The 24,694-nt window shown below is 71.7% G+C and carries 19 protein-coding genes; 7 read left to right on the top strand and 12 right to left on the bottom strand.

Annotated elements, in window-relative coordinates; translation table 11 throughout:
• Positions 1–75: 75 nt before the first annotated feature.
• Positions 76–1,380: a DUF1479 domain-containing protein gene (locus tag AB0E91_RS24295; RefSeq protein ID WP_361785662.1), complete on the bottom strand. Its 1,305-nt coding sequence runs from the start codon at positions 1,378–1,380 to the stop codon at positions 76–78.
• Between the two features lie 143 nt (positions 1,381–1,523).
• Between AB0E91_RS24295 and AB0E91_RS24290 the strand changes: the two genes are divergently transcribed.
• Both AB0E91_RS24290 and AB0E91_RS24285 read left to right on the top strand, forming a co-directional pair.
• Entirely contained in the window at positions 1,524–2,663 is a 1,140-nt protein-coding gene (locus tag AB0E91_RS24290) for an ROK family transcriptional regulator (protein WP_361785659.1), read from the top strand.
• A gap of 53 nt (positions 2,664–2,716) precedes the next feature.
• Positions 2,717–3,739 carry an aminoglycoside phosphotransferase family protein gene (locus AB0E91_RS24285; protein WP_361785656.1) on the top strand — a complete coding sequence of 341 codons (1,023 nt, stop codon included), beginning with the start codon at positions 2,717–2,719 and terminating at the stop codon, positions 3,737–3,739.
• A gap of 17 nt (positions 3,740–3,756) precedes the next feature.
• Here AB0E91_RS24285 and AB0E91_RS24280 read toward each other — a convergent pair whose 3' ends face one another.
• The 6 genes from AB0E91_RS24280 to AB0E91_RS24255 form a co-directional block, all read right to left on the bottom strand.
• Positions 3,757–3,933, bottom strand: coding sequence for a hypothetical protein (locus tag AB0E91_RS24280; protein ID WP_361785653.1), 177 nt, complete (start codon positions 3,931–3,933; stop codon positions 3,757–3,759).
• 197 nt (positions 3,934–4,130) lie between these two features.
• Entirely contained in the window at positions 4,131–5,054 is a 924-nt protein-coding gene (locus AB0E91_RS24275; RefSeq protein ID WP_361785650.1) for a hypothetical protein, read from the bottom strand.
• A gap of 313 nt (positions 5,055–5,367) precedes the next feature.
• Complete coding sequence (bla, locus tag AB0E91_RS24270; RefSeq protein WP_361785647.1) at positions 5,368–6,312, bottom strand: class A beta-lactamase; 945 nt, start codon at positions 6,310–6,312, stop codon at positions 5,368–5,370.
• 193 nt (positions 6,313–6,505) lie between these two features.
• On the bottom strand, positions 6,506–7,111 hold the full coding sequence (locus AB0E91_RS24265; RefSeq protein WP_361785644.1) for a hypothetical protein: 606 nt from the start codon (positions 7,109–7,111) through the stop codon (positions 6,506–6,508).
• A 221-nt stretch (positions 7,112–7,332) separates the two neighbouring features.
• Positions 7,333–9,576: a catalase/peroxidase HPI gene (gene katG, locus AB0E91_RS24260; RefSeq protein WP_361785641.1), complete on the bottom strand. Its 2,244-nt coding sequence runs from the start codon at positions 9,574–9,576 to the stop codon at positions 7,333–7,335.
• Positions 9,577–9,609: 33 nt separating this feature from the next.
• On the bottom strand, positions 9,610–10,047 hold the full coding sequence (locus tag AB0E91_RS24255) for a Fur family transcriptional regulator (RefSeq protein WP_161183499.1): 438 nt from the start codon (positions 10,045–10,047) through the stop codon (positions 9,610–9,612).
• Between the two features lie 442 nt (positions 10,048–10,489).
• On the opposite strand from AB0E91_RS24255, the gene AB0E91_RS24250 reads away from it, so the two are divergent.
• Together AB0E91_RS24250 and AB0E91_RS24245 are read left to right on the top strand one after the other, a co-directional pair.
• Positions 10,490–11,659, top strand: a complete 1,170-nt coding sequence (locus tag AB0E91_RS24250; protein WP_361785637.1) for an acyltransferase — start codon at positions 10,490–10,492, stop codon at positions 11,657–11,659.
• A gap of 102 nt (positions 11,660–11,761) precedes the next feature.
• Positions 11,762–12,493 carry a class I SAM-dependent methyltransferase gene (locus AB0E91_RS24245; protein WP_361785634.1) on the top strand — a complete coding sequence of 244 codons (732 nt, stop codon included), beginning with the start codon at positions 11,762–11,764 and terminating at the stop codon, positions 12,491–12,493.
• Between the two features lie 54 nt (positions 12,494–12,547).
• Here the strand turns inward: AB0E91_RS24245 and AB0E91_RS24240 are convergent, their stop codons facing one another.
• The 3 genes from AB0E91_RS24240 to AB0E91_RS24230 form a co-directional block, all read right to left on the bottom strand.
• A complete protein-coding gene (locus AB0E91_RS24240; RefSeq protein WP_361785631.1) occupies positions 12,548–12,784 on the bottom strand; it encodes a chaplin in 237 nt (78 codons plus the stop codon).
• 143 nt (positions 12,785–12,927) lie between these two features.
• Positions 12,928–15,468: a discoidin domain-containing protein gene (locus tag AB0E91_RS24235; RefSeq protein ID WP_361785628.1), complete on the bottom strand. Its 2,541-nt coding sequence runs from the start codon at positions 15,466–15,468 to the stop codon at positions 12,928–12,930.
• Positions 15,469–15,687: 219 nt separating this feature from the next.
• A complete protein-coding gene (locus AB0E91_RS24230; RefSeq protein WP_361785625.1) occupies positions 15,688–16,779 on the bottom strand; it encodes a GNAT family N-acetyltransferase in 1,092 nt (363 codons plus the stop codon).
• 344 nt (positions 16,780–17,123) lie between these two features.
• Here AB0E91_RS24230 and AB0E91_RS24225 point away from each other — a divergent pair, with 344 nt between their 5' ends.
• The 3 genes from AB0E91_RS24225 to AB0E91_RS24215 all read left to right on the top strand — a co-directional run bounded on the left by AB0E91_RS24225 (position 17,124) and on the right by AB0E91_RS24215 (position 19,885).
• Positions 17,124–18,350, top strand: coding sequence for a chitinase (locus tag AB0E91_RS24225; protein ID WP_361785622.1), 1,227 nt, complete (start codon positions 17,124–17,126; stop codon positions 18,348–18,350).
• A gap of 128 nt (positions 18,351–18,478) precedes the next feature.
• Positions 18,479–19,282, top strand: coding sequence for a polysaccharide lyase family 7 protein (locus AB0E91_RS24220; RefSeq protein WP_361785619.1), 804 nt, complete (start codon positions 18,479–18,481; stop codon positions 19,280–19,282).
• Positions 19,283–19,429: 147 nt separating this feature from the next.
• Entirely contained in the window at positions 19,430–19,885 is a 456-nt protein-coding gene (locus AB0E91_RS24215) for a hypothetical protein (protein ID WP_361785616.1), read from the top strand.
• 69 nt (positions 19,886–19,954) lie between these two features.
• Here AB0E91_RS24215 and AB0E91_RS24210 read toward each other — a convergent pair whose 3' ends face one another.
• Together AB0E91_RS24210 and AB0E91_RS24205 are read right to left on the bottom strand one after the other, a co-directional pair.
• A complete protein-coding gene (locus AB0E91_RS24210) occupies positions 19,955–23,329 on the bottom strand; it encodes a pyruvate carboxylase (RefSeq protein WP_361785613.1) in 3,375 nt (1,124 codons plus the stop codon).
• Positions 23,330–23,405: 76 nt separating this feature from the next.
• Entirely contained in the window at positions 23,406–24,293 is an 888-nt protein-coding gene (locus tag AB0E91_RS24205; RefSeq protein ID WP_361786215.1) for a hypothetical protein, read from the bottom strand.
• Between the last annotated feature and the right edge of the window lie 401 nt (positions 24,294–24,694).

Genomic DNA, 24,694 nt, shown 5'->3' with positions numbered 1-24,694 from the left:
GGCCCCCATGACGGGCTCCGGGTCTCCCCCATTCCGCGCTCGGGGTCTCCCCTGGGGCACGCTCGGGGACTGCCCCTACGGCGTCTCTTCCAGGCCCAGCCCCCGGCGCCCCGTCTCGTTCAGGGACTCGGCCCCGAACCGGTCCGGCCAGGTGCGCTCGTAGTGCTCCTCGGGGAAGTCGGACGGGCTGGAGCCGCTGAGGAAGGCGGCGCGGACCGAGTCGGCGTACTCCTCGTTGCGCGGGCACCACGGCGCGGCGGGGATGTACATGACGTTGCCCCAGCCCTGCTGGTCCTGGACGGGGGCCACGCTGTGGATCATGTCGCAGTGCCACCAGACGGAGTCCCCGGCGCGCACGTCCGGGATGCCGGAGAGGGCTTCGAAGAGCAGGGGGTGCCACTTCTCGCTCGCGGGGAAGACCCGGTTGACGGTGACCCCGCACATGTCGTCCTCGGGGACGTCCGACAGCAGCGGGCGGAGCATCAGCAGGGCCATCGCCTCGGGGACCGGGACGGTGTGCAGGACGCCCTGGTCGTGGTCCATGTCGGACAGCGCGGTCCAGCCCTGGAAGGTGCGGAACGCCGAGCACATGGTCGAGCCGGGGTACTGCGGTCCCGCCGTGCGGTGGGCCGGGTTCCAGGGGTCGTACTCCTCGACCGTGCCGTCGAAGAGGTGGCGGAAGGCGCGCTGGTAGGCGCCGGTCATCCACAGGTCGAGGGTGCCGGGGTCGCAGTGGGCGCCGAGGCCCGCGGAGTCAGCGCCCGGCGGACGGCGGCGGATGCGGTCCGGGTAGAGCGCGTCGCGGTCGGGGTCGAACCACTGGACCCCGTCGGAGGTGTGCTTCCAGAAGGAGTTGAGGAAGGACTGCACCCGGGCCATGCGGTCGCTCTGCCGGGCCTCCATCTGGGCCGGGGACCAGTAGACCGGGTAGATCTCGGGCCGGGAGCCGACGCTGCCGAAGAAGTCGTCGCCGGGGCCCCGGTAGTTCTCGAAGAACCGGTTGCCCTCGACGTAGTCCACAATCCCGGCGTCCCAGGCGAGGGCCCGTTCGCGCGGGAAGTGGCCGCGCACCACGAGACAGCCGCGCCGCTCGACCGCCGCGAGCTGCTCGGGGGTCACGGCGCCGTTCTCGATGTCGGCGTACTCGATCACGGGCCAGACCGGGTCGCCCGCCTCGCGCGCCGCGCGGATCTCCGCGACCCGCTCGGCCACGCGCCGCTCGGCGACCGCGTAGACCTCCTCGACGGTCCGGCCCGACGCCTCGATACGGGCGCGCAGCGCGGCCTTGATCGTGCGGATCGCGGCGGGCAGATCCTCGGGCACGGTTTCCCAGTGCGGCAACTCCCCCGTCTGGGGCTGCTGTTCAGCGGCGAGCGTCATCGCCCGGCTCCTTCGGTACGGCTCTGCGTGGGTGGCGTACGGCGGCACGGACTCCGCTCAACGATTTAGTCAGGAGTCTTTACCAATCCCCACGGTAGGCATCCCGGCAGGTTTAGGCAACAGCCCTTACTAGGATGCGGGGCATGACTCCCGCCAAGCCGTCCCTGGAGATGCTCCGCGCGCTCACCGACGAGAACGTGCTGCGCGCGCTGATGGCGCACCCGCGCCTGACCAGGGCGGAGATCGCCGCACTGACCGGCATCTCGAAGCCGACCATCTCCGACGGCGTCCAGCGCCTGGCCGGGGCCGGGCTGCTCGTGGACACCGGCGAGCGGACGACGGGACGCGGCCGCGCGGGCTCGTACTACGCGCTCGCCCCCGGCCTCGGCACGGCGCTGGTCGCGAGCATCACCCCGTACGGCGTGACCGGCGAGACCGTCGACGCCCTCGGCGCCACCGTGGACCGGGCCCGCGCGGACCTCGGCCGCAACGCGGGCGAACGCCGGGCCGCCCGCGCGCTGGCCGAGGTCGCCGAGAAGCTCGCCACGTCCGAGCGGGGCGCGCCGCGCACGGCGGTGGTCAGCGCCGCCGACCCGGTGGACCGGGCCAGCGGCCGACTGGTCCGGCTCCCCGACGCCCCGTTCCTGGTGGGCGACCTGGACCCGGCGGCCGTCGTCGCCCCGCAGGTGAACGGGCCCGTCCTGGTGGACAACGACATCAACTGGGCGGCCCGCGCCGAACGTCAGGCGGGCGGCGCGGCCGGGGTGGACGACTTCGTGTACGTCCATCTCGGCGAGGGACTCGGCTGCGCCGTCGTCACGGACGGCGCCGTGCGGCGCGGCCACCGGGGCCTCGCGGGCGAGATCGCCCATGTGTGCGTGCCGGGTCCGGACGGTACGGCGATGCCGCTGACCGAGGTGTTCGCCGCGCTCGGACTGCGCCGGGACGACTCGACGGCCATCGACGCCGACGCCGTACGGGCGGCGGTCACCGGGGACGGCGGTACGGACCCGGCGCGGGTGCGCGACGCGCTCGCGCGGGCGGTCGGCGGGGTGCTGAGCGCGGCCGTCGCCCTGACCGACCCGGACGTGGTGGTCGTGGGCGGCGAGTGGGGCCGGCTGCCGGTGATGATCGACGCGATCCGCCACCAGATGACGGTCAGCCCGCGCCCTGTCCCCGTCACGGCGGCCACCGTGACGTCCCCGGAGCTGACCGGCGCCCGTGCCCGGGCGGTGGAGGAGCTGCGGGACCTGATCGTGCGGTCGGCCCACCCGGCGGAGTGACCGGGCCGCGAAAACCGCTGGTCGCCGCCGGACTTCACTGCTGGGATGGCCGGATGCGACAGGACACACCCATGGACGTGGACCGGGGCGCCTACCCGGACGCGGTCACCCCCTGGGAGCGGGAGGACTGGCAGCGGGAGGCGCTCGGCTGGATCGGTGAGCGGCTGGCCGGGCACGGGCTGCGCGCGAGCGGGGCGCCGAGCGCGCGGGTGCGCCCGTGGTCGGTGCTGGTACGGGTGCTGGTGGACGAAGACGCGGGCAGCGGCTTGGGCGAGGGCGGCACCGTGTGGTTCAAGGCGAACCCGCCCGCGAGCCGCTTCGAGGCCCCGCTGACCGCCGCCCTCGCCGAGTGGGTGCCGGGGCGGGTGCTGCGACCGCTCGCCGTGGATGCCGCACGCGGCTGGTCGCTGCTGCCGCACGGGGGCCCGCTGTTCCGTACCGTGCTGGAGACCGAGGCCGTGGAGCCCCGGGCATGGGAGGACCTGCTCCAGCAGTACGCCACGACGCAGCGCGCCCTGGTCCCGCACGCGGACGCGATCGAACGGCTCGGTGTGCGGCGCATCGGCACACTCGAACTCCCCGAATCCTTCGACGAGTTGCTGGACGCGAGCGAGCCGCTGGAACCCTCGGAACGGGCCCGGCTGACCGCGCTGCGTCCCCGTCTCGTGGACTGGTGCGCCGAGTTGGCGGCCCTGGGCATCCCCGACTCGCTGGACCACGCGGATCTGCACGAGGGGCAGGTGTTCCGCCCGGAGCCGGGCCGCTACACCTTCTTCGACTGGGGGGACGCCGTCGTCTCCCACCCGTTCAACAGCCTGCGCGTCCCGGGCCGTCAGGCCGAGCAGCGGTACGGCACCGGAGTATTGCCCCGGCTGCGCGACGCCTATCTGGAGCCGTGGACCGGCGACGGCCACACGGTGGCGGAACTGCGGCGCGCGGCGCGCATCGCCTGGCGCCTCGGGGTACTGGGGCGGGTCCGTTCCTGGGCCGGGGTCTTCCCCACGGTCTCCGCGCTGACCGCCACGCTCGGTGGCCGTGCACTGCTGGAATTGCTGGAGGAGCCCCCGCTTCGCTGAGGGGGCACCTTCGCGGGTCAGGCCGTCGCGGGGCCACCCGCGCGCATACGGTCGCGGCGGGCGTTGTTGTAGATGCGCAGCAGATGCTTGGCCACCGCGCAGGCCGCGCCATCGGCGTGGCACTGGCGGCACGTGCGCACGTGCTGGTCGTAGGAGGAACGCGCGTTCTCGAATGCGTCGTCGGCAGCAGACATGGCCATCTCCGGGCAGGGCGCGGCCTCGCGGACCGCGCTGAGTTGACTGACGGGTAACACCCGAAGTCAAGGTCATCATGTTACTGCCGGTATTGGGAAACTGATCAGTAACCCCGCGCTGACCTGCACACATGCCCGTACATACAAAGGAGGGGGAGCCGTCCGCCGACGGCTCCCCCTCCCGCTGTGGTGCGCCGTCAGGAACGGCGCGTGCGGCTGACGTAGACCGTTCCGGCGCCGAGAGCCAGCACCAGGGCGGCCCCGCCCGCGATCATGCCGACCGATCCGGCACCGGTCTCCGCCAGCGGCGGCTTGGCGCCACCGTTGGGCGACACCTTCGCCTCGGCCGACGGGCTGGTACTCAGCGGCGGGATGTCCGCGCTGGTCGACGGCGTCCCGGACGGCTTCGGCTTGGGCGCCGGGGCCGTCTCCTTGCCCGACGGCGCGCTCGGCTCCGGGTTCGCGGGGGACTCCGGGGCCGAGGCGGACGGGGCGGGCGCGGAGGGCGTCGACGGCGACTCCGGGGTGGCGGACTCGCAGCGCTTGTCACCGCCGTTCCATGCGGCGATCAGGTGGTACGGGGTGAGCACGCCGGTCCGCACGTCGGGCAGCTGGCCGTGGCCCTCGCCCTCCTTGCCGTCGTAGGCGATGTCGTCGCCGTAGAGGTCTATCTGACCGAAGCAGGTGGGCGCCTTGACGCCGAGCTTCTGCCAGGTGCGGCCCGCGTCGTCCTGGCCCGCGACATCCTTGTCGGTCAGGTAGACGGTGGCCTTGTCGACCATCTGCTGCGCGCCGGAGGAGGCCCAGTTCGGGCCCTCCGTGGTGTACTCCGCCAGCGAGACGGGGTACTTGCAGCCCTCGCCGACGCTCTGGCCGGGGGCCAGGCGGACCTCGACGGTGCCGGGGACGGTGTCCCACTGGTGGAAACCGCCCTGCGAGGTCCAGTCCGCGCCGACGGTCTTGCCGTCCGCATCGACCAGGCGGTACTGGACGGTGGCGGACTGGCAGCCGCCGCCGTCGGAGGCGTGGGCCGAGCCGGCCCCGATCAGGGGCGCGACCGCAGCCGCGAGGAAGGTGGCCGCGACCGCGGCGAGGGACCTGGCTGGTTGAGAGCGTGACAAGGTGAGCCTCTGTCCATTCGGCAGGTGTGGGAGGTGGCGGACACGACACACCGGCGTCGGCGCACAGCGGTCGCGTCGCTTCGCGGGCCCGAGACCGAGCGAAGATGGCCAGAGTCTTGTCGGCTTTACAACTCCCGTCAATTTCCCATGAGTTCGTCACCCCAGAAGCTCAACCCGACTGATTTCGCAGCTCGGCACGGATGGGCAATGTCGGCATCGGGCCCGGTATCCGGGAGTTGGGGCGGTCGACATGTCCCGTCATCCCGGGACACGGACACCGCCGGAGCTCTCCCGTCCCCCCTGTCGAGAAGAGTTATTCGCCGGGTGCGACGGCCGGCGCGAGCAGCCGGGCGGTGCGCTCGATCAGCGACTCGTCCACGGGCGCGTCCCGCTCCGCCTTCGTGGTCAGTACGGCGAGCACGACGGGGGTACGGCGCGTGGTCCAGGCGATGCCGAGATCGTGGGCACTGGCGTAGGAGCCGGTGCCGGTCTTGTCCGCGAGCGTCCAGTCGGCGGGCAGTCCGGCGCGGAACCGCCTGGTGCTGGTGGTGTTGCCGCTCAGCCAGGCGACGAGTTGCCGCTTGTCGGCCCCGGAGAGCGCGCTGCCCAGGGTCAGCCGCTCCAGGCCGCGCCCGATGGCGTACGGGGTCGTGGTGTCGCGCGGGTCACCGGGGATCGCGGTGTTCAGATCGGTCTCCCACCGGTCGAGCCTGCTCACCTCGTCGCCGAGGGAGCGGAAGAACCGGGTGAGTCCGGCCGGGCCGCCGATGCGGCGCAGCATGAGGTTGCCCGCCGTGTTGTCGCTGTACTGGATGGCGACCCTGCACGCCTCGCGCACGGGGATGCCCGTCTCCAGAAAGTCCTTGCTGTGCTCGGAGTTGGAGAGGATGTCGGCGGGCGGGAAGTGGATCACCTCGTCGAGCCCGGAACGGCCGCCATGGCCTGCGGGTCCGGAGTGATCGCGCAGTACGGCCGCCGCCGCGAACGCCTTGAACAGCGAGCACATCGCGAACGACTCCCCGGCGCGGTACGTCACGGTCCGGCCGGTGCGCGTGTTGCGGGCGTAGACGCCGAGACGCGCGTCGTACTCCCGCTCCAGCGACCGCAGTCGATCGGTCACGTCGCGATCGGTCACGCCGTCGGGCCCGGAGTCGGCGGCGGCACGTGCCGTCACCGTCGGCGTGAGCGCGGCGGCCGCGGCGAGGGCACCGCCCGTCCGGAACAGACGGCGGCGGGGTACGGAGTTGGTGCGGTGCATGGGGAAGGTCCTCCCGGATCGTCCGTAGGAGTCGGCCGCCGGCCCGGTGGACCGCCGACGGGAGGACAGCGAAACAGCCGCACACCACCCGTGTCCAAGGGGGAGCTTTGAAGCCCGCATGCCTTTTTGACATGACGCCTGAATGGATCCCCTCGCGCACCTCGCGGCCTACGCGCCGACCGGCGGCGACCCCTCAGCCCCTGCCCCCGCTGAACTTGCGCCACTCCGGCCCGACCCGCTTCCACTCCTTGTCCCATTCGGACAGCTGCCGCCGCACCAGCGAGCCGCGCAGCAGCCGGCCCCCGGCCCACACCGCCGTACCGCTGACCTGGGCGACGAGGAGGCCGGTCAGCACGATCTGGAGGGCGGCCTCGGCGGTGGAGGCGGGCGGGGGCACGGTCCGGCCGGTGCCGTCGGTCCACACGGTGGTGGCGGTGCCCTCGGCGGTCCCGGGCCGCACCTTCGTGCGCCCGGTGTGCACGGAGCCGTCGGGGTCGGTCCAGCGGACGGTGCCCCAGACGTGGTCGGCGTCGTAGCCGCTGCCGTCCGTGACGGTCCGGGCCGCGTCGGCGGTGAGCACGGCCGCGACGGTGTGCACCTGCGCGCGCCGGGCGGCGAGCGAGGCGTCCACGGCCTGCCCGGCGGCCCAGCCCGCGAGCGTGCCGCCCAGGACGGCGAGGATCCAGGTGAGAAGGATGATCCAGCCCTCGGCCAGATCGCTGCGCCGCCGCAGCGGGTTGCGCCGCCAGCGCCACAGGCGGACCCGGGTGACCGGGGGCGTCCATGGGGTGCGAGTCATCGGCCGCCGCCTCCTCTCGCCTGCTCACGGCCGCGTGGCGGAGTGTCGGCCCGAAGGCGTCTTCACCACCATCGTGCACCCGGGTCCGCGTGGGCGCAGTCGGAGGCGGGAAAAGCCGCGTAATCCCAGGTGGGAGGCCACGTATTCCCAGGTGGGAGCACGGCAAAGGCGCCCGGGTCCGACCCGTGAGGGCCGGTCCCGGGCGCCCGAGGGGCTACCGGTCAGGCGAGGTCGAACCGGCCGAGGTTCATGACCTTGTGCCACGCGGCGACGAAGTCCTTGACGAACTTCTCCTTGGCGTCGTCGCTGGCGTACACCTCGGCGACGGCGCGCAGTTCGGCGTTGGAGCCGAAGACCAGGTCGGTACGGGTACCGGTCCACTTGACCTTGCCGGTGGCCGCGTCGCGGCCCTCGAAGGTGGACTGGTCCTCGCTCGTGGAGCTCCACGTGGTGCCCAGGTCGAGCAGGTTGACGAAGAAGTCGTTCGTCAGCGTGCCCGGGCGGTCGGTGAAGACACCGAGCTTGGAACCCTGGTAGGTGGCGCCGAGGGCGCGCAGACCGCCGATGAGGACGGTCATCTCCGGGGAGCTCAGGGTGAGCAGGTTGGCCCGGTCGACGAGCATGTACTCGGCGCGGCCGGGGTTGCTGCCCTTGCCGACCCAGTTGCGGAAGCCGTCGGCGGCGGGCTTGAGCGCCTCGAAGGACTCGACGTCGGTCTGCTCCTGGGAGGCGTCCACGCGGCCCGGGGTGAAGGGCACCTCGACGGGGAACCCGCCGTCCTTGGCGGCCTGCTCCACCGCGGCGTCGCCGCCGAGGACGATCAGGTCGGCCAGGGAGACGTGCTTGGCACCGGCGGAGGCGTTGAACTCCTCCTGGATGCCTTCGAGGGTGCGCAGCACCCGGGCGAGCTGGTCGGGCTCGTTGACCTCCCAGCCGCGCTGCGGCTCCAGGCGGACGCGGGCGCCGTTGTCACCGCCGCGCTTGTCACTGCCGCGGAAGGTGGACGCGGAGGCCCAGGCGGTGCCGACGAGCTGCTGCACGGTGAGGTCGGTGTCGAGGATCTTGCTCTTGAGCGCCGCGGCGTCGGCGGCGTCGATCGGCTGTCCGACCGGCTCCGGCAGCGGGTCCTGCCACAGCAGCGTCTCCTCCGGGACCTCGGGGCCGAGGAGCAGCGACTTCGGGCCCATGTCGCGGTGGGTCAGCTTGTACCAGGCGCGGGCGAAGGCGTCCGCGAACTGCTCGGGGTTCTCGTAGAAGCGGCGGGAGATCGGACCGTAGATCGGGTCGAAGCGCAGCGACAGGTCCGTCGTGAGCATGTTCGGCGCGATCTTCTTGTCCGGGTCGAAGGCGCTGGGCACGGTGCCCTCGCCCGCGCCGTCCTTCGGCTTCCACTGGTGGGCGCCGGCCGGGCTCTCGGTCAGCTCCCACTCGTAGCCGAACAGGGTGGCGAAGAAGTTCTCGTCCCAGGTGATCGGCGTGGAGTTCCAGGTGACCTCGAGGCCGGAGGTGATGGTGTCGGGGCCCTTGCCGGTGCCGTAGCTGCTCTTCCAGCCGAGGCCCTGCTGCTCCATCGGGGAGTCCATCGGGTCGGGGCCGACGTCGCTCGCCGGGCCCGCGCCGTGGGTCTTGCCGAAGGTGTGGCCGCCCGCGATCAGGGCGACGGTCTCCTCGTCGTTCATCGCCATGCGGGCGAAGGTCTCGCGGATGTCGCGGGCCGCGGCGATCGGGTCCGGGTTGCCGTTGGGGCCCTCCGGGTTGACGTAGATCAGGCCCATCTGGACGGCCGCGAGGGGCTTGTCCAGCTCACGGTCGCCGGTGTAGCGCTCGTCGCCGAGCCAGGTGGTCTCCGGGCCCCAGTACACGTCGGCGTCCGGCTCCCAGGCGTCGACGCGGCCGCCGCCGAAGCCGAAGGTCTTGAAGCCCATGGTCTCCAGGGCGACGTTGCCGGAGAGGATGATGAGGTCGGCCCAGGAGAGGTTCTTGCCGTACTTCTTCTTCACCGGCCACAGAAGTCGGCGGGCCTTGTCCAGGTTGGCGTTGTCCGGCCAGCTGTTCAGCGGGGCGAAGCGCTGCTGCCCGGTGCCGCCGCCACCGCGGCCGTCGAGGGTGCGGTAGGTGCCGGCGCTGTGCCAGGCCATACGGATGATGAACGGGCCGTAGTGGCCGAAGTCGGCGGGCCACCAGTCCTGCGAGGTGGTCAGGACCTCGGCGATGTCCCGCTTCACCGCGGGCAGGTCCAGGTTCAGGAAGGCTTCGGCGTAGTCGAACTCCCCGCCCAGCGGGTTGGCGACGGGCGGGTTCTTGGCAAGGACCTTCAGGTTGAGCTGCTTGGGCCACCAGCGGTCGTTGCCGCTGCCGAGGGCGGGGTGCAGGGAGGTGGGGGAGGTGGCGCCGTGGGCTACGGGGCAGCCGCCGGTTCCCTCGTCCTTCGGGTCAGTGACGATCGCTTCTTTGTTGTCGGGCATGTCAATCCTTCCGAAACGGACGGGACGCGGCGCTCAGGCCGTACGACCGGTGGAACAGTCGGGGCAGGTGCCCCAGTAGACGACCTCGGCCTCGTCGATGGCGAAGCCCCGGCCGTCGGACGCGGTGAGACACGGTGCGTGGCCCACCGCGCAGTCGACGTCGACGACGACACCGCACGACCGGCAGACGGCGTGGTGGTGGTTGTCGCCGACGCGGCCCTCGAACCGGGCGGGGCTGCCGGCCGGTTCGATGCGGCGTATGAGCCCCGCCGCGGTGAGCGCGTGCAGGGCGTCGTAGACGGCTTGCAGGGAGATGTGGCCCACGCGGTCGCGGACCTTGTCGGCGATCGCCTCGACGCCGAGGTGGTCGCCGTCGCGGACGGCTTCCAGCAGGGCGACGCGGGCCGCCGTCACGCGCAGGCCGGCACCGCGCAGCTCCGCGGCGGTGGTCGGAGGCTGGGATGCGGTCATGGCACCGAACCTACCTCCATAAACACGAAAGATTCAAGAAAACGAGTCATCCAAGTCTGATCTCGTGGTTTCCGACGACCGCCACCGGCCCGATCCCGACGGACCGCACCGGCCCGTTCACGGCGCGTGGCGCCCGACCCCCGCATCATGGGTCCGCGCGCCCGGGCCCCCGGGAACGGCGGGCCGGGAGGTCCCCCGCACGGAGTGACGCGCCTCACGTATCGAGTGTCGCCGCACGCGCCTCACCCTGCCCATCGGGACCGTTCCCCGAAACCGGTGCGCCCTCACTCGTTCGGGTGCGGCGGGAGGGCCGTCCGTGGCATGGCGGCGGCTGTCTCGTTCGGCAGCAGTGTGATGTTCCCCGCGTGATGTGAATGAGGGGCGCGGACGGGGCAACGCTCCCCTTCATGCCCCACGCGAACCTCCAGCGGCAGGTGATCGGATGAGCACGGCGACGACCCGGACGACCCGGACGCCGCCCGACCGGACCGGCTCGGCCACGGCCCCCGCCTCCCTCTCGGCCACCCCCAGACCTTCCCTGCCCTCGCTCACCGGACTGCGGTGGATGGCGGCGCTGCTGGTCTTCGGACTGCACGTGAACAACTTCGGGTACTTCGGCGGACAGCCGGGGCGCCTGGTGGCCTGGGCGTTCGGGCCCGGGGCGACCGGGGTGTCGTTCTTCTTCGTGCTCTCCGGCTTCGTCCTCATGTGGTCGGCCCGGCCGGGCGACCGGGCGCTCGGCTTCTGGCGGCGGCGCATCGCCCGCGTCTACCCGGTGCACCTGGTCACCCTCGTCGTCGCGTTCGTGATGGCGTACACGCTGAGCGGACTGCCGCGACCGCGGGTCCGGCAGGCGGCGGCCAACGTGCTGCTGGTGCATTCGTGGTGGCAGCCCTGGTGGCAGACGCTGAACCCGGTCAGCTGGTCGCTGGCCTGCGAGGCGTTCTTCTACGCGGCCTTCCCCGCGCTCTTCCTGGTGCTGCGGCGGCTCGGCGCGCGGGGCACGGTGGTGCTGGGCGCGCTCGCGGTGGTGGCGGTGCTGGTGCTGGCGCGGGCCGACTCGCACCACTGGCTGCACCAGCCGCTGTACTCGCTGCCCCTCGCGCGGCTGCCCGAGTTCGTGCTCGGCGCGGTGACCGCGCGGCTGGTGCTGCTCGGGCGCTGGCGCGGCCCCGGCCTGGAGGCGTCGCTCGCGCTGGCCCTGCTGGGCTACTTCCTCGTCCCGCAGATCCGGGGCGGCTACACGGGGACGGCCTGCACCCTGGCGGGCTTCGTCACCCTCATCCCGGCGGCGGCCCTCGCGGACCTGCGCGGCCTGCCCTCCCTGTGGCGGCGCCCCCGGCTGGTCCGGCTCGGGGAGCTGTCCTTCGCGTTCTACATGATCCACCTGCTGGTCCTGCGCGCGGGGATCACCGTCCTCGGCGCCAAACCCCGCTTCGGCCTCCTCGCAGGCCTCGGCGTCACCGCGGCCGCCTTCACCCTGTCCCTGGCCCTCTCCTGGCTCCTCTACGAAGCGGTGGAGCGCCCGGCCCGGCGCCTTCTCCTGCGCGGCCACCGCCCGGCCTCCCGGCCCACCCCGAACAACCCCGAGCCGGTGCCGTCCGACGCCTGACCAGCGACGGAATACCTGCTGGCGGACGGTCACCGGCCGCACTAGCGTTCCGCCGGGCGGCGCACCTCGGACGCCGCCCGGCCGAGGAAGGGCGGGGACCGGATGGACCGGAACATACGCACGACGGAGGACGTACTGCGGCTGCTCGACGGCCTGTTCGCGCCGGACGCCGACCGGTGGACGGACGGCGCGTCCTCCTGGTGGGACTCGTTCTACGGCGACCGCTCCCGCCCGGTGCCGTTCTTCCCCGCCAAGCCCGACGAGAACCTGGTCTCCCACCTGGACCGCGGCCTGATCGAGCCGTGCCGCGCCCTGGATCTGGGCTGCGGGCCGGGCCGCAACGCGCTGCACCTGGCCGCGCGCGGTTTCGAGGTGGACGCCGTCGACCTCTCGCCCGCTGCCGTCGCCTGGGGCGAGGAGCGGGCCCGGGAAACGGGCGCGAAGGTGCGTTTCCACCGGGGTGACGCCTTCGAGCTGCCGCGGGAGAAACTCGGCGGCCCGTACGGGCTGGTCTACGACTCCGGCTGCTTCCATCATCTGCCGCCGCACCGGCGCGTGAGCTATCTCCGGCTCCTGGACCGCGTCCTCGCACCCGGCGGGCACTTCGCGCTCACCTGTTTCGCCGCCGGGCACATGGGGTCGGAGGTGTCCGACGCGGAGCTGTACCGGGACGGCAGGCTGCACGGGGGACTCGCGTACACGGCGGAGTCGTTGCGCTGGATCTTTCAGGACCTCACGGAGGTGGAGCTGCGTCCCATGCGCGAGCAGGACGGGGACGCGGAGGTGATGGGCGTGCCGTTCCTGTGGACCGCGCTGTTCCGGCGCCCGGTCTGAAACCGGACAGCCACGAGCCGGCTCCCCGGGCGGGGAGCCGGCTCGTGGTGGGCGTCAGGAGTTGACGCAGACGTTGCCGAACGCGGGGTTCAGCAGGCCGACGACGTTGATCGTGTTGCCGCACAGGTTGACCGGGATCTCGATCGGCACCTGGATGACGTTGCCGGAGGCGACGCCGGGGCTGCCGACGGCGACGCCGGTCGTCGGGTCGGGGTCCGCCGCGTGGGCCGCCGTGGTACCGGCGAGGGCAAGGGAGCCCGCGAGAAGGGCCGTTGTGGCAATGCCGCGCATACGCATGAGGTGCCTCACTGCTCGAGATCAGGACCCTTCCATCACAGCGGCACCGACCCCGGCGCGCCCGCGCAGCTACTCCGTTCGGGACGGGGCGGTTCGGGGACGGTCCGCCGCACGCGACCGGCCGTCCCCGAACGCCGCTACGGGAACCGCGTCACCTTGGACGGGATGGTGTCCGAGCCCGAGGTGGGCGCGCCCGTGTTGTTGACGACGTGGGCGTACTGGCCCTTGCCGCCCAGCGAGATCACCAGCAGGTCGTGCAGCTTGATGCCGGAGCCGGTCGGCACCTGGAAGCCGTGGGCCTGGACGATCGAGGGGTCGGACGTGAAGTTGCAGTAACTGCCCAGCCCCCAGGCCTCGTGCGTGGTGACGGAGTCGGCGACCTTGTAGGCCGCGTAGCCCACGATGCCGTCGTGGGTGACGGCGGCCGCGTTGGGCACGTCGTACGCCTTCTCGTTCTGGAAGAAGATCGTGCGGCCGCGCTCACCGGCCCAGTACACGTCGTACTTGTTGTAGTGCTCGACGAACAGCCCAGTGGCGAGTACGTCGTTGCCGTTGACGCGCAGGCCGTAGTCGGCGCGGTTGGTGTCCCAGCCGACGCCGCTGCCGTGGTCGGCGCGCCAGAGCCAGGTGTGGTCGATGATGACGTTGTTGCTGTTGACCACGACGGAGTTGGTGGCGAGGCCGGGGCCCGCGCCGCCGATGCGCACGAACACGTCCTGCATGGTGGTGGGGTTGGCGGAGTGGTCGGCGGTGGAGCCGGGGGCGCCGATTCGCAGCAGGGTGTCGGAGTTGACGGGGCCCGCGTCGATGAGGAACCCGGCGAGCTTCACGCCGTCCACGTCGGCGACGTGCATCGCGTCGATGCCGTTGTCGGGGACGATGGTGGCGAGGCCGAGGCCGAGGACCACGGTGTTGGCGCGGTTCACCTCGATGGTCTGGTCGAGGTGGTAAACACCCGGCGTGAACAGGAGGTTGAGGCCCTGGGCGAGGGCGGCGTTGATGGTCGCGGCCGTCGCTCCGGGCTTGACGACGTAGAACTGGTCGAGCGGGATCGAGCTGCCCGCGTTGGCCGGCCAGGAGACGCCCCGCGCGTTGGTGCGCTTGGCGGGGACGAACACCTTGTAGGTGCTGCCGTCGAGGTAGAGGAACGGCTTCTCGCGGGAGACCGGGGTGTTGTCCAGCGTGGTGTACGGCCCGTTGTCGAAGTTGGTCGCGGGCGCGCCCTGGACGCCGGTGAAGGTCATGTTCCAGACGCCGTTGGTCCAGCCGCCGACCGAGCTGTCACGGGTGTACCACTGCTGCTGGGAGTACGGGCCCACCGTGCCGTCGATCTTCGAGTCGGCGATGTAGCCGCCGGAGGCCCAGCCGTAGCCGTTCGGGGCGAGGTTGAGGCCGCCCTGGACGTGGATGCGGCGGAACGGCGCGGCCTGCGCGACGGCCCACCGGTCGTCACCGCTGACCGGGCGGATCGCGAGGTTCTCGGCCGAACGCCAGAAGTTCTGCGTGGCGTTGCCGTTGAACCAGCCCGCGTCCACGGTGATGTCGCCGTTGATCTGGGTGTCGTCGGGGTTCAGGCCGAGACCGGATACCGAGGTGTAGAAGCCGAGTTGGGCGTTGATGTTGTTGTAGGTGCCGGGCTTCAGGAGGAACTGGTAGCGGCCGGAGCCGAACTGGTTCGACTCCTGACGGGAGAAGACGTCGTCGAACTTCTGCTGGAGGTTCGCCGTCGAGGGGTCGACGACGATGACGTTGGGACCGAGGTCGCCGCCGCCCTCGACCGGCGGGGTGCCGGTGGTGCCGGTGTGCACGGCGAACTCCCAGAGCGAGTAGCCGTAGACCGTGCCGCGCGCGGTGCCGTAGAGACGGACGTAGCGGCCGGAACCGCTCACGGCGTAGGAGGCGTTGCCGCCGCTCGCGCCGGTGACGGACTTCAGCGTGCTCCAGTTCTGGCCGTCGGTGGACGCCTCGATGCGGAAGTCCTTGCCGTAGGCGGCCTCCCAGCGCAGGTCGACCCCGCACAGGTCCTTGACCGAGCCCAGGTCGACCTGGAGCCACTGCGGGTCCGAAGCCTGGCTGGACCAGCGGGTGTTGTTGTTTCCGTCGAAGGCGGCGGAGGCGGGGAAGTCCGCGCTCTCGGTGGAGGAGGTGGTGGCGGCCCTGCCCTGCGCGGCGTTGGCGGTGTCGCAGCCGGCCTGGCTGCCGCCGGAGGTGCCGAAGACCTGGAACTCCCAGAGGGAGTAGCCCCATTGGGTGGCCCGGTGGACGCCGAGCATCCGGACGTAGCGGCCCTGTCCGGAGACGTCGACGGTGTCGGTGCCCCCGTCGGAGCCGGTGACGGACTTCAGGTCGGTCCAGCTGGTGCCGTTGTCGGAGATCTGGAGCTTGTAGTCCTTGCCGTAGGCGGCCTCCCAGTTCAGGACCACGCTGGTGACGGTCGCGCTCGCGTCGAGGTCGACGCGCAGCCACTGGTCGTCGGTGGCGGCGGAGGACCAGCGGGTGCCGGTGTCGCCGTCGACGGCCGCGGCGGCGGGGGTTCCGGCGTTCTCCTCGGAGGAGGCGGTGGTCGTGCGGCCCTGCGAGAGGGGGGTTTCGGCCGCTCGGGCCGAGGGATGGGCGGTGGGCAGGGCGAGCAGGGCCGCCGTGACGGCGAACGCTGCTCCCAAAGATCTCAGTCTCATGTGGCGGCTCCTGCGGCTCGGGGACCGGAATACCGGCCTCCCCACTTAGTTCATGTTTTGATTTAAGAGATGAACCAAAGGGGCGGCAAGCCTTCGGGACTCAAATCCTTCACGCAACAGGGACGTTCACACCGACGGGCCGTTCACACCACGACGAGACCGGCCGGACCACGCGATGTGGTCCGGCCGGTCGTCAACTCCCGTGTTCAATAAGCGGTTTCAGCGGCGGGGGCGCCCCTGCGTGCGCAGTTCGCCCACCGTCCTGAGCAGCCGGTCCGCGGGTTCGCGGAGCCGGGGATGGGCCAGCACCGTGTTGCGCAGCCCGCGCACCGGACGGCGCCACATGCGCTGGGCGAGTGCGACCGGATGGGGCCGGGCCGCGAAGCCCTCACCGACCCGCAGTTCGCGGGTCTTGAGCCAGTCCTTGTACTCCTTGTCGCCACGCCCGAGGTCCACCAGGGTCACCCCGCCGCGCGCGGCCCCCTCGGCGGTGCGCAGATGCATCATCAACCCCGGCGAGTAGTAGTGCAGTTCGGGGTCGTAGGCGGTGAACCAGGCGGCCAGCACGGTGCTGGAGCGTGGCCCGAAGTGGGCGGCCACCGGACGGTCGCCCGCGTACAGCACGGACAGGACGCCGGTGAAATGCTCGGCGCGCACATGGAAGAGATGGTCCGTCAGGTCCACGATCCACGGCCGGGAGAACCGGTCCATCCGGCCCGTGCGGCGGTACTGCGCGGACTTCCACCGCATGAGCGTGCGCAGCGCCTTCGGGTCGCGCTCGTCGAAGACGAACCGGACCTCGCCGATGTCCCGGCCGAGCCTGCGCTCCTTCTTCAGCGTGGTCTTGGCGAGCCCCGGATAGGTGGCGCGCAGCCAGTCGGCGTAGGTGCCGTCGCCGGGCTTGACGTCGATCACCGGCGAGGCGAAGGTGCCGGTGACGTACGGCGCGAACGGCCGCTGCTCCTGCACGAGATGGTCGAACTCGAAGACGCTGAGCCCGCAGGCGCGCAGCAACTCGCCCGTGTCCCAGGTGACTCCGGGCCGGTGCACCAGGGCCTGGCAGTCGGAGAGCCCGAGGCCGACGGCCCGGCCGGTGCCCAACGGCCCGCGCTCGTACGGCAGGAAGCCGACCGGCTCGCCGCCCTCCCGCAGGACCGCCACCCGCACACCGGGGCGATGGCGGCCGACCCCGATGGCGAACTCGGGCGCCAGGAACGGATTGGCGTACTCGGGTGACTCGTCCATCGCCCGGTGCCAGGCCCCGCGCAGCGCCGAGGTCAGCTCGCCGGGTCTGTGGATGGTGATCTCCACCTCAGATCGACCGCCCTTCCGGCGTCGCCGTCCCGGACGCCGCATGGCGTGCCCCACCCCTGTTACCGCTCATGTCTTTGCCGTCCCCCCGCCCTGCGCCGACGTTCAAACGTCGCGAAACAGTACGCACCTGTCAAGGGTGCCTCAGTCGGCCGACACTCCGCCACGGTTCCGCGCAGATCGGCTGGTTCGCCAACTGTCTTGTACACAGCGGACGTTAATCCTCCACGCGGGTAAAGACTTCGTTTGGTCCAGTCCAAGTGTGCGCATTGGACTAGACCAAAACGAGGTCACACCAAGAGGCTGGGGTCTTCCCCATCCCCCACCCCCCATGGAGGCACGTAGTGGGACGTCTTCGCGCTTGTCTGGGCGCGGCCGCCGCGGTCGGACTGGCCGCGGCCGGCACCACCGCTCTCGCCGCGGGCAGCGCCTCGGGTGCACCCAGCGCCCTCGACAACCGCTGGTACGCGGCGGCCCCGTACCTGATGCCGGAGGACAACGATCCTCCGGACGCGGCCGCGATCATGGACGCCACCGGACTCAAGGCCTTCCAACTGGCCTTCATCCTGGCGCCCAACGGCGGTGGCTGCACCCCGACCTGGGGCGGCACCTCGTCGCTCTCCTCCGACACCGCCGTCCAGTCGGTGATCAACACCATCCGGTCCAAGGGAGGTGACGTCTCCGTCTCGATCGGCGGGTACGGCGGCACCAAGCTCGGCCAGACCTGTTCCGACGCGGCGAGCACGGCGGCCGCGTACCAGCAGGTCATCACCAAGTACGGGCTGCACGCGATCGACTTCGACCTGGAGGAGCCGGAGTACGAGAACACCGCGGCCATCAAGAACGAGATCGGCGCCGCCAAGATCCTCCAGCAGAACAACCCCGGCCTGTACGTCTCCGTGACCACTCCGGGCACGGCGGACGGCACCGGCTGGTTCGGCAAGCAGATGCTGCTGGAGGCGAAGTCGCAGGGGTTCACCCCGAACAACTTCTCCATCATGCCCTTCGACGGCGGCTTCAACGGCGCGGCGAGCCAGACCGGCGCACTGACCAAGTTCAACGCGATCCTGCAGTCCACCTTCGGGTGGAACGAGGCCACGGCGTACGCGCACGAGGGCTTCTCCGGGATGAACGGCCGCAGTGACGCCGGTGAGTACTTCCCCCAGGCGGACTTCCAGACGGTGCTGGACTTCGCGACCAGCCACCACATGGACCGCTTCACATTTTGGAGTTTGAACCGGGATCGCCAGTGCTCCCCCGCCGACAACGGCGGCCGCACGTCCGGGTCCTGCTCCAGCGTGGCCCAGAGCCCGTGGGAATTCGCCAAGTTCTCGGTGAAGTTCGCGGGGGCCACCCCGCCCGGCTCCACGCCGACCCCGACCCCCACCCCGACGCCCACTCCGTCGACCCCGGGCAACTCCTGCAAGACCGCCTGGAGTTCGTCGGCCGTGTACGTCAGCGGGGACGAGGCCTCGTACAACGGGCACAACTGGAAGGCCAAGTGGTGGACCCAGAACGAGGCGCCGAACGGCTCCGACTGGGGCGCCTGGCAGGACGAGGGCTCCTGCTGACCGCGGGCTGACCTCTTGACGGTGATGGTCCGAACCTTTACGTTCCGGGTCGTCAACGTCCATGGATGCGCCCGGAGTTCACATCCGTGAACTCCGGGCGTGTCCGGTCCTACGGGAGGACCCCCCACATGACCCCCCACACGACCCGCTCCCGGCTCCTCACGGCGGCGACCGCCACCGCGTTCGCCCTCACGCTCGGCGTGTTCGGCGGCAGCGCGCAGGCAGCCGATCCGCATGTCGCACCCGGCGGCAACTTCGACCTCTCGGTCTGGCAGCTCCAGGAGCCGGTCGGCTCCCCCGGCGCCCCCACCACGATCCCCTCGTCCCGGCTGCGCGGCGCGAACGGCTACCAGGACGCGTACTTCTTCACCGACACCCGCGACGGCGCCATGACCTTCTGGGCGCCCGAGAAGGGCGTCACCACGCCCAACTCGAACTACGCGCGCTCGGAGCTGCGCGAGATGAACCGCGACGGCAGCGCCGCCGACTGGAAACTCTCCGGCTCGCACCGGCTGAGCGCGACCCTGCGCGTGGTCTCGGTGACCAAGAACGTGTGCGTCGGCCAGATCCATCTGGGCTCGGGCGGCTCCTCCACCAAGCCGCTGGCCGAGCTGTACTACCGCGCGAACGGCGACATCGTGCTCGGCACCGAGGACTCCCCCGCCGGCGGCCAGACCCAGCACCCGGTCGGCCATGTCTCCCTCGGCAAGACCTGGACCTACACCATCGCGGTCACCGGCGGGAACACGATCGAGCTGACCGTCAACGGCACCACCACCCGCTACGGCATCCCGCCCTCGTTCTCCCCGTACCGGCAGTACTTCAAGGCCGGGTCCTACAACCAGTCCTCCTCCGACAGCACGGTCAACGGCGCGAAGGTCGGTTTCTACGGGCTGACCGTGTCCCACAGCCGATCCGACGGTCCCGCATAGCTGATCCACAGACCCTCCGGGAAGGCGTTCCGTGACCCGCTTCACACCCGGACATACGGTGTGACCTGCGCAACTGGTGCATTTGAGCGAAGGGTCGTAGCGTCGGTGCGCACACGGTCGGACACGGCGCTACAGGTGGGAGCGACCATGCGCGGAAAACTGATGGGAACGGCGGTCACCCTGGCGGCGGGGGCGCTGCTCACGGCGGCCATGACCACGGCCTCGGCCAGCCCCCCGGACGACTCCGCCGCGCACACCGACGCCTCCCGGCCCGTCCTGGTCGACTGCCTGTGGCAGCGCGATGTGCGTCCGGCGGACTTCATCCTGGCCTGCGGCGACGGAAACAGCCGTCTGCTGGGGCTGCACTGGACGAAGTGGAACGACGGCAAGGCGATCGCCGAGGGTGTGAACTGGGTCAACAACTGTGACCCGTACTGCGCCCGGGGCACCTTCAGGGGCTACCCGGTGACCGTGCGGCTCGACCGCCCGGCCGAGTGGAAGAAGGAGCCGGGGGTGCGGCACTTCACCCGGATGACGCTGACCTACAAGGACGCCCGTCCCGACGGGTTCAAGCAGGTCATGACGTACCCGCTCTGGGACTGAGGGTCATCGGCTCCGGGAGCGGCGGCAGGGCTCCCGGAGCCGGTGGCAGGAGGGCGGCGACCGGCCGGGTCAGACGATCTCGGCCAGCAGGTCGCCGCCCTCCACCTGTTGGATGCGGTTGATGGCGAGCCGGGCGATCCGGCCGGCCTTCGGCGCGGTGATGGTGGCCTCCATCTTCATCGCCTCGATGGTCGCGACGGTCGCCCCGGCCTCGACCTCGTCCCCCTCGGCCGCGGCGAGGGTCACCACTCCGGCGAACGGCGCCGCCACATGGCCCGGGTTCGCACGGTCGGCCTTCTCGGTCACCGGTACGTCGGAGGACGCCGAGCGGTCACGGACCCGGATGGGGCGCAGCTGGCCGTTGAGCGAGGACATCACGGTACGCATCCCGCGCTCGTCGGCCTCGCCGACCGCCTGGAGCTCGATCAGCAGCCGCACCCCCGGCTCCAGGTCGACGGCGTACTCCTTGGCGGGGCGCAGCCCGTAGAAGAAGGACTTGCTGTCCAGGACGCCGGTGTCGCCGTAGGACTGACGGTGGGCGTCGAACTCGCGGGTGGGCCCGGGGAAGAGCAGCCGGTTGAGAGTGGGCCTGCGGTCCTTGGCCAGCCCCTCGCGGTCCTCTGCGGACAGCTCGGGCACCGGCTTGGGCTCGGCGCGGCCGCGCAGCGCCTTGGTGCGGAACGGCTCGGGCCAGCCGCCGGGCGGGGTGCCCAGCTCGCCGCGCAGGAAGCCGATCACCGAGTCGGGGATGTCGAAGCGGTCCGGGGTCTCCTCGAAGTCCGCCGGTGACACTCCGGCGCCGACCAGGTGCAGCGCGAGGTCACCGACCACCTTGGAGGACGGGGTGACCTTGACCAGGCGGCCGAGGATGCGGTCGGCGGCCGCGTACATCGCCTCGATCTCCTCGAACCGGTCGCCGAGGCCGAGGGCCACGGCCTGGGTGCGCAGGTTGGAGAGCTGGCCGCCGGGGATCTCGTGGTGGTAGACGCGCCCGGTCGGGGAGGCGAGGCCCGCCTCGAAGGGGGCGTAGATCTTGCGCACGCTCTCCCAGTAGGGCTCCAGCTCCTCGACGGCCGCGAGGTCGAGCCCGGTGGGCCGGTCGGAGTGGTCGGTCGCGGCGACCAGGGCCGAGAGGGAGGGCTGCGAGGTGGTCCCGGCCATCGAGGCGACCGCGCCGTCCACGGCGTCGACGCCCGCCTGGATCGCGGCGAGGTAGGTGGCGAGCTGGCCGCCGGCCGTGTCGTGCGTGTGCAGATGCACGGGGAGGCCGAACTCGCTCCGCAGCGCGGTGACCAGCTTCGCGGCGGCGGGCGCCCGCAGCAGGCCCGCCATGTCCTTGATCGCGAGGACATGGGCCCCGGCCTCGACGATGCGCTCCGCGAGGCGCAGGTAGTAGTCGAGGGTGTAGAGCCGCTCACCGGGGTCGCTGAGATCGGCGGTGTAGCAGAGAGCGACCTCGGCGACGGCGGTGCCGGTCTCGCGCACGGCCTCGATGGCGGGGCGCATCTGGTCGACGTCGTTGAGCGCGTCGAAGATGCGGAAGATGTCGATACCGGTGGCGGCGGCCTCCTGCACGAAGGCGTCGGTGACCTCGGTGGGGTACGGCGTGTAGCCGACGGTGTTGCGGCCGCGCAGCAGCATCTGGAGGCAGATGTTGGGGATCGCCTCGCGCAGCGCGGCCAGCCGCTCCCAGGGGTCCTCGGCGAGGAAGCGCAGCGCCACGTCGTAGGTGGCGCCGCCCCAGCACTCCACGGAGAGCAGGTGCGGCAGGGTGTGCGCGACGGCCGGGGCGGCGGCGAGGAGGTCCTTGGTGCGCACCCGGGTGGCGAGCAGTGACTGGTGGGCGTCGCGGAAGGTGGTGTCGGTGACGCCGAGGGTGCGGGACTCGCGCAGCTGCCGGGCGAAGCCCTCGGGGCCGAGACCGACGAGCAACTGCCGTGAACCCGCCGGGGGTTCGCCCGCCGGAACCTGCGGCAGCTTGGCGACCGGGTCGGGCAGGTCGGGGCGCTCGCCGTGCGGCTTGTTGACGGTGACGTCGGCCAGGTAGGTGAGCAGCTTGCTGCCCCGGTCCGCCGAGTGACGCGCCGTCAGAAGCTGCGGCCGTTCCTCGATGAACGAGGTGGTGACCCGCCCGGCCCGGAAGTCCGGGTCGTCCAGGACCGCTTGCAGGAACGGGATGTTGGTGGCGACGCCCCGGATGCGGAACTCGGCCACCGCACGCCGGGCGCGGCCGACGGCGGTCGGGAAGTCCCGTCCCCGGCAGGTGAGTTTGACCAGCATCGAGTCGAAGTGGGCGCTGATCTCCGTGCCCGCGTGGGTGGTTCCGCCGTCGAGCCGGATACCGGAGCCGCCCGGCGAGCGGTACGCGCTGATCCGGCCGGTGTCGGGGCGGAAGCCGTTGGCGGGGTCCTCGGTGGTGATACGGCACTGGAGGGCGGCGCCGCGCAGCGTGATCCGGTCCTGGGAGAGGCCGAGGTCGGCCAGGGTCTCCCCGGCGGCGATGCGCAACTGGGCCTGGACCAGGTCGACATCGGTGACCTCCTCGGTCACCGTGTGCTCGACCTGGATGCGCGGGTTCATCTCGATGAAGACGTGGTTGCCGTCGCGGTCGAGCAGGAACTCCACGGTGCCCGCGTTGCGGTAGCCGATCTCGCGGGCGAAGCGTACGGCGTCGGCGCAGATGCGGTCGCGCAGCTCGGGGTCGAGGTTGGGCGCGGGGGCGAGTTCGATGACCTTCTGGTGGCGGCGCTGCACCGAGCAGTCACGCTCGTAGAGGTGGATGACGTTGCCCTCGCCGTCGGCGAGGATCTGTACCTCGATGTGGCGGGGGTCCACGACGGCCTTCTCCAGGAAGACGGTCGGGTCGCCGAAGGCGGAGGCGGCCTCGCGGGAGGCGGCCTCGATGGACTCGCGCAGCTGGGCGGGGTCCTCGACCCGGCGCATGCCCCGGCCGCCGCCGCCCGCGACCGCCTTCACGAAGACGGGGAAGCCGATCTCGCCTGCGGCGCGCACGAGTTCGTCCACGTCGTTGGAGGGCGCGGAGGAGGCGAGGACGGGAACTCCGGCGGCGCGGGCGGCGGCGACCGCGCGGGCCTTGTTGCCGGTGAGTTCCAGGGTGGCCGCGCTGGGACCGACGAAGGTGATGCCCGCCTCCTCGCAGGCGCGGGCCAGCTCGGGGTTCTCCGAGAGGAAGCCGTAGCCGGGGTAGACGGCGTCGGCTCCGGCCCGGCGGGCGGCCGCCACGATCTCGTCCACGGAGAGGTAGGCCCGCACGGGGTGCCCCTGCTCCCCGATCTCGTACGCCTCGTCGGCCTTGAGCCGGTGCAGCGAGTTGCGGTCCTCGTGGGGGAACACGGCGACCGTGCGCGCGCCCAGCTCGAAGGCCGCGCGGAACGCCCGGATCGCGATCTCTCCCCGGTTGGCGACCAGCACCTTGCGGAACATCTCGGATTCCCTTCAGCCTGCCGGCGACGTACACCATCGTGTCAGCCAAGCCCTGCCCCGGTATCTCGCGGAAACACTAGGGGGCGCCGGCTCCGGTCGAGGTGCGAAAACCGTCACATTGACGTGGCCCCGCTGACGTGACCGCGCGTGCGGGCGCGGGAGGAGGCGGTGCGGAGGCCGGGGCGGGGGCACGGGGGAGGTCCCGTTGTATCGCCGGGGGCCGTGCGCGTCGTACCGCCAGGGGCCGTGCGCGTCGTACCGCCGGGAATCGCAGGAGGTGGCGCAGCCGGGCGCCGTGGGTGTGCAGGAAGCCCAGCACGACGGCGGCGCCCACCGCGATCAGGTGCTCGCGGCCCGCGAGGTTGGGGACGGCGATGGACTCCCACACCATCGATCCGCCTGTCAGAGTGAAAACCACGGGTGCCCGGCGGACCACCGCCAGATAGGTGAACAGGCCCACGACCGCCGCCGAAGGGCCGGTGTCGAGGACCTGCCCCGCCTCCGGCGGCAGCCCCAGACCCCACCAGCCGTCCGGGCCGAGCGCGATCATCGCCCGCGCGGTGAGGGTGCCGGCCAGGGTCGTGGCGTAGGCGATGAAGAGGGTGCGGGCGCGGCCGAGGACGAGTTCGGCGAGCGCGAAGGCGAGGAAGAGCTGGGTGATGCCCGCCCAGACCGGGAGGTCGAGGGCGGGGACGTAGAGCGAGACGGGGGTGCGCAGCAGGGACAGCCACAGGGGCAGGTCGGCGGTGACGCCGCCGAGACGTCGCACCCAGGCGGCGCCCGCCGGGTGCTGGGCGATGTCGTGGAAGAAGATGACCCCGAAGGCGGCGACGAAGCCCAGCGGGAGCCCCGCGAGCCCGCGGTGGGCGAGTCTGCGCACCGGGTCGACGACGATGGCGTGCCACTCGCCCCGCAGTACGCGTCCGGCGCCCCGGGCGAGCCGCGCGAGCGCGGCGCGGATCATCGGGGTGTGCCCGCCCCTGGTCGCGCCCTCGCTCATGCCCCCGCCCGCGAGGCGCGATGCCCGGTCGTTCCCGGCAGCCCCGACCCACACGTCGCCCCCTCCCCCTGCCGTGCCCGGGTGCGGGACGGCCGTCACAGTTCAGCGAGCCGGAGGCCGGTCGTCAAGATCTTCGGCGGGGGCGGCTCCGTGACAAGAATCGGAACCCGGGGGCTCAACCTCGCGCGGCCCGGGGGCGTCCGGCGTTCCGTGCCGTATGCGCATACGGCCCCGGGGCGCCCGGTTCACGGCCAACGCGCGGGTTTGCACGTCCACTTCATGGACTGCCGCTGCTTTCTTTCCACTTTGATCATCAACTCTCGTATAGTGACCGCCGGTTCACCGAGACAGTCGTTTTTCCGTCA

Source organism: Streptomyces sp. NPDC026659, from assembly GCF_040638245.1.
Lineage (GTDB): Bacteria > Actinomycetota > Actinomycetes > Streptomycetales > Streptomycetaceae > Streptomyces.
This window is presented reverse-complemented; position numbering and strand designations above follow the sequence as displayed.

Coding starts and splice junctions, on each gene's coding strand:
- AB0E91_RS24205 (WP_361786215.1), bottom strand. CDS start 24,293: ATGATCCGCGCCGCGCTCGCGCGGCTCGCCCGGGGCGCCGGACGCGTA.
- AB0E91_RS24280 (WP_361785653.1), bottom strand. CDS start 3,933: ATGTCTGCTGCCGACGACGCATTCGAGAACGCGCGTTCCTCCTACGAC.
- AB0E91_RS24210 (WP_361785613.1), bottom strand. CDS start 23,329: ATGTTCCGCAAGGTGCTGGTCGCCAACCGGGGAGAGATCGCGATCCGG.
- AB0E91_RS24285 (WP_361785656.1), top strand. CDS start 2,717: ATGCGACAGGACACACCCATGGACGTGGACCGGGGCGCCTACCCGGAC.
- AB0E91_RS24235 (WP_361785628.1), bottom strand. CDS start 15,468: ATGAGACTGAGATCTTTGGGAGCAGCGTTCGCCGTCACGGCGGCCCTG.
- AB0E91_RS24295 (WP_361785662.1), bottom strand. CDS start 1,380: ATGACGCTCGCCGCTGAACAGCAGCCCCAGACGGGGGAGTTGCCGCAC.
- AB0E91_RS24245 (WP_361785634.1), top strand. CDS start 11,762: ATGGACCGGAACATACGCACGACGGAGGACGTACTGCGGCTGCTCGAC.
- AB0E91_RS24240 (WP_361785631.1), bottom strand. CDS start 12,784: ATGCGCGGCATTGCCACAACGGCCCTTCTCGCGGGCTCCCTTGCCCTC.
- bla (WP_361785647.1), bottom strand. CDS start 6,312: ATGCACCGCACCAACTCCGTACCCCGCCGCCGTCTGTTCCGGACGGGC.
- katG (WP_361785641.1), bottom strand. CDS start 9,576: ATGCCCGACAACAAAGAAGCGATCGTCACTGACCCGAAGGACGAGGGA.
- AB0E91_RS24265 (WP_361785644.1), bottom strand. CDS start 7,111: ATGACTCGCACCCCATGGACGCCCCCGGTCACCCGGGTCCGCCTGTGG.
- AB0E91_RS24250 (WP_361785637.1), top strand. CDS start 10,490: ATGAGCACGGCGACGACCCGGACGACCCGGACGCCGCCCGACCGGACC.
- AB0E91_RS24255 (WP_161183499.1), bottom strand. CDS start 10,047: ATGACCGCATCCCAGCCTCCGACCACCGCCGCGGAGCTGCGCGGTGCC.
- AB0E91_RS24220 (WP_361785619.1), top strand. CDS start 18,479: ATGACCCCCCACACGACCCGCTCCCGGCTCCTCACGGCGGCGACCGCC.
- AB0E91_RS24290 (WP_361785659.1), top strand. CDS start 1,524: ATGACTCCCGCCAAGCCGTCCCTGGAGATGCTCCGCGCGCTCACCGAC.
- AB0E91_RS24215 (WP_361785616.1), top strand. CDS start 19,430: ATGCGCGGAAAACTGATGGGAACGGCGGTCACCCTGGCGGCGGGGGCG.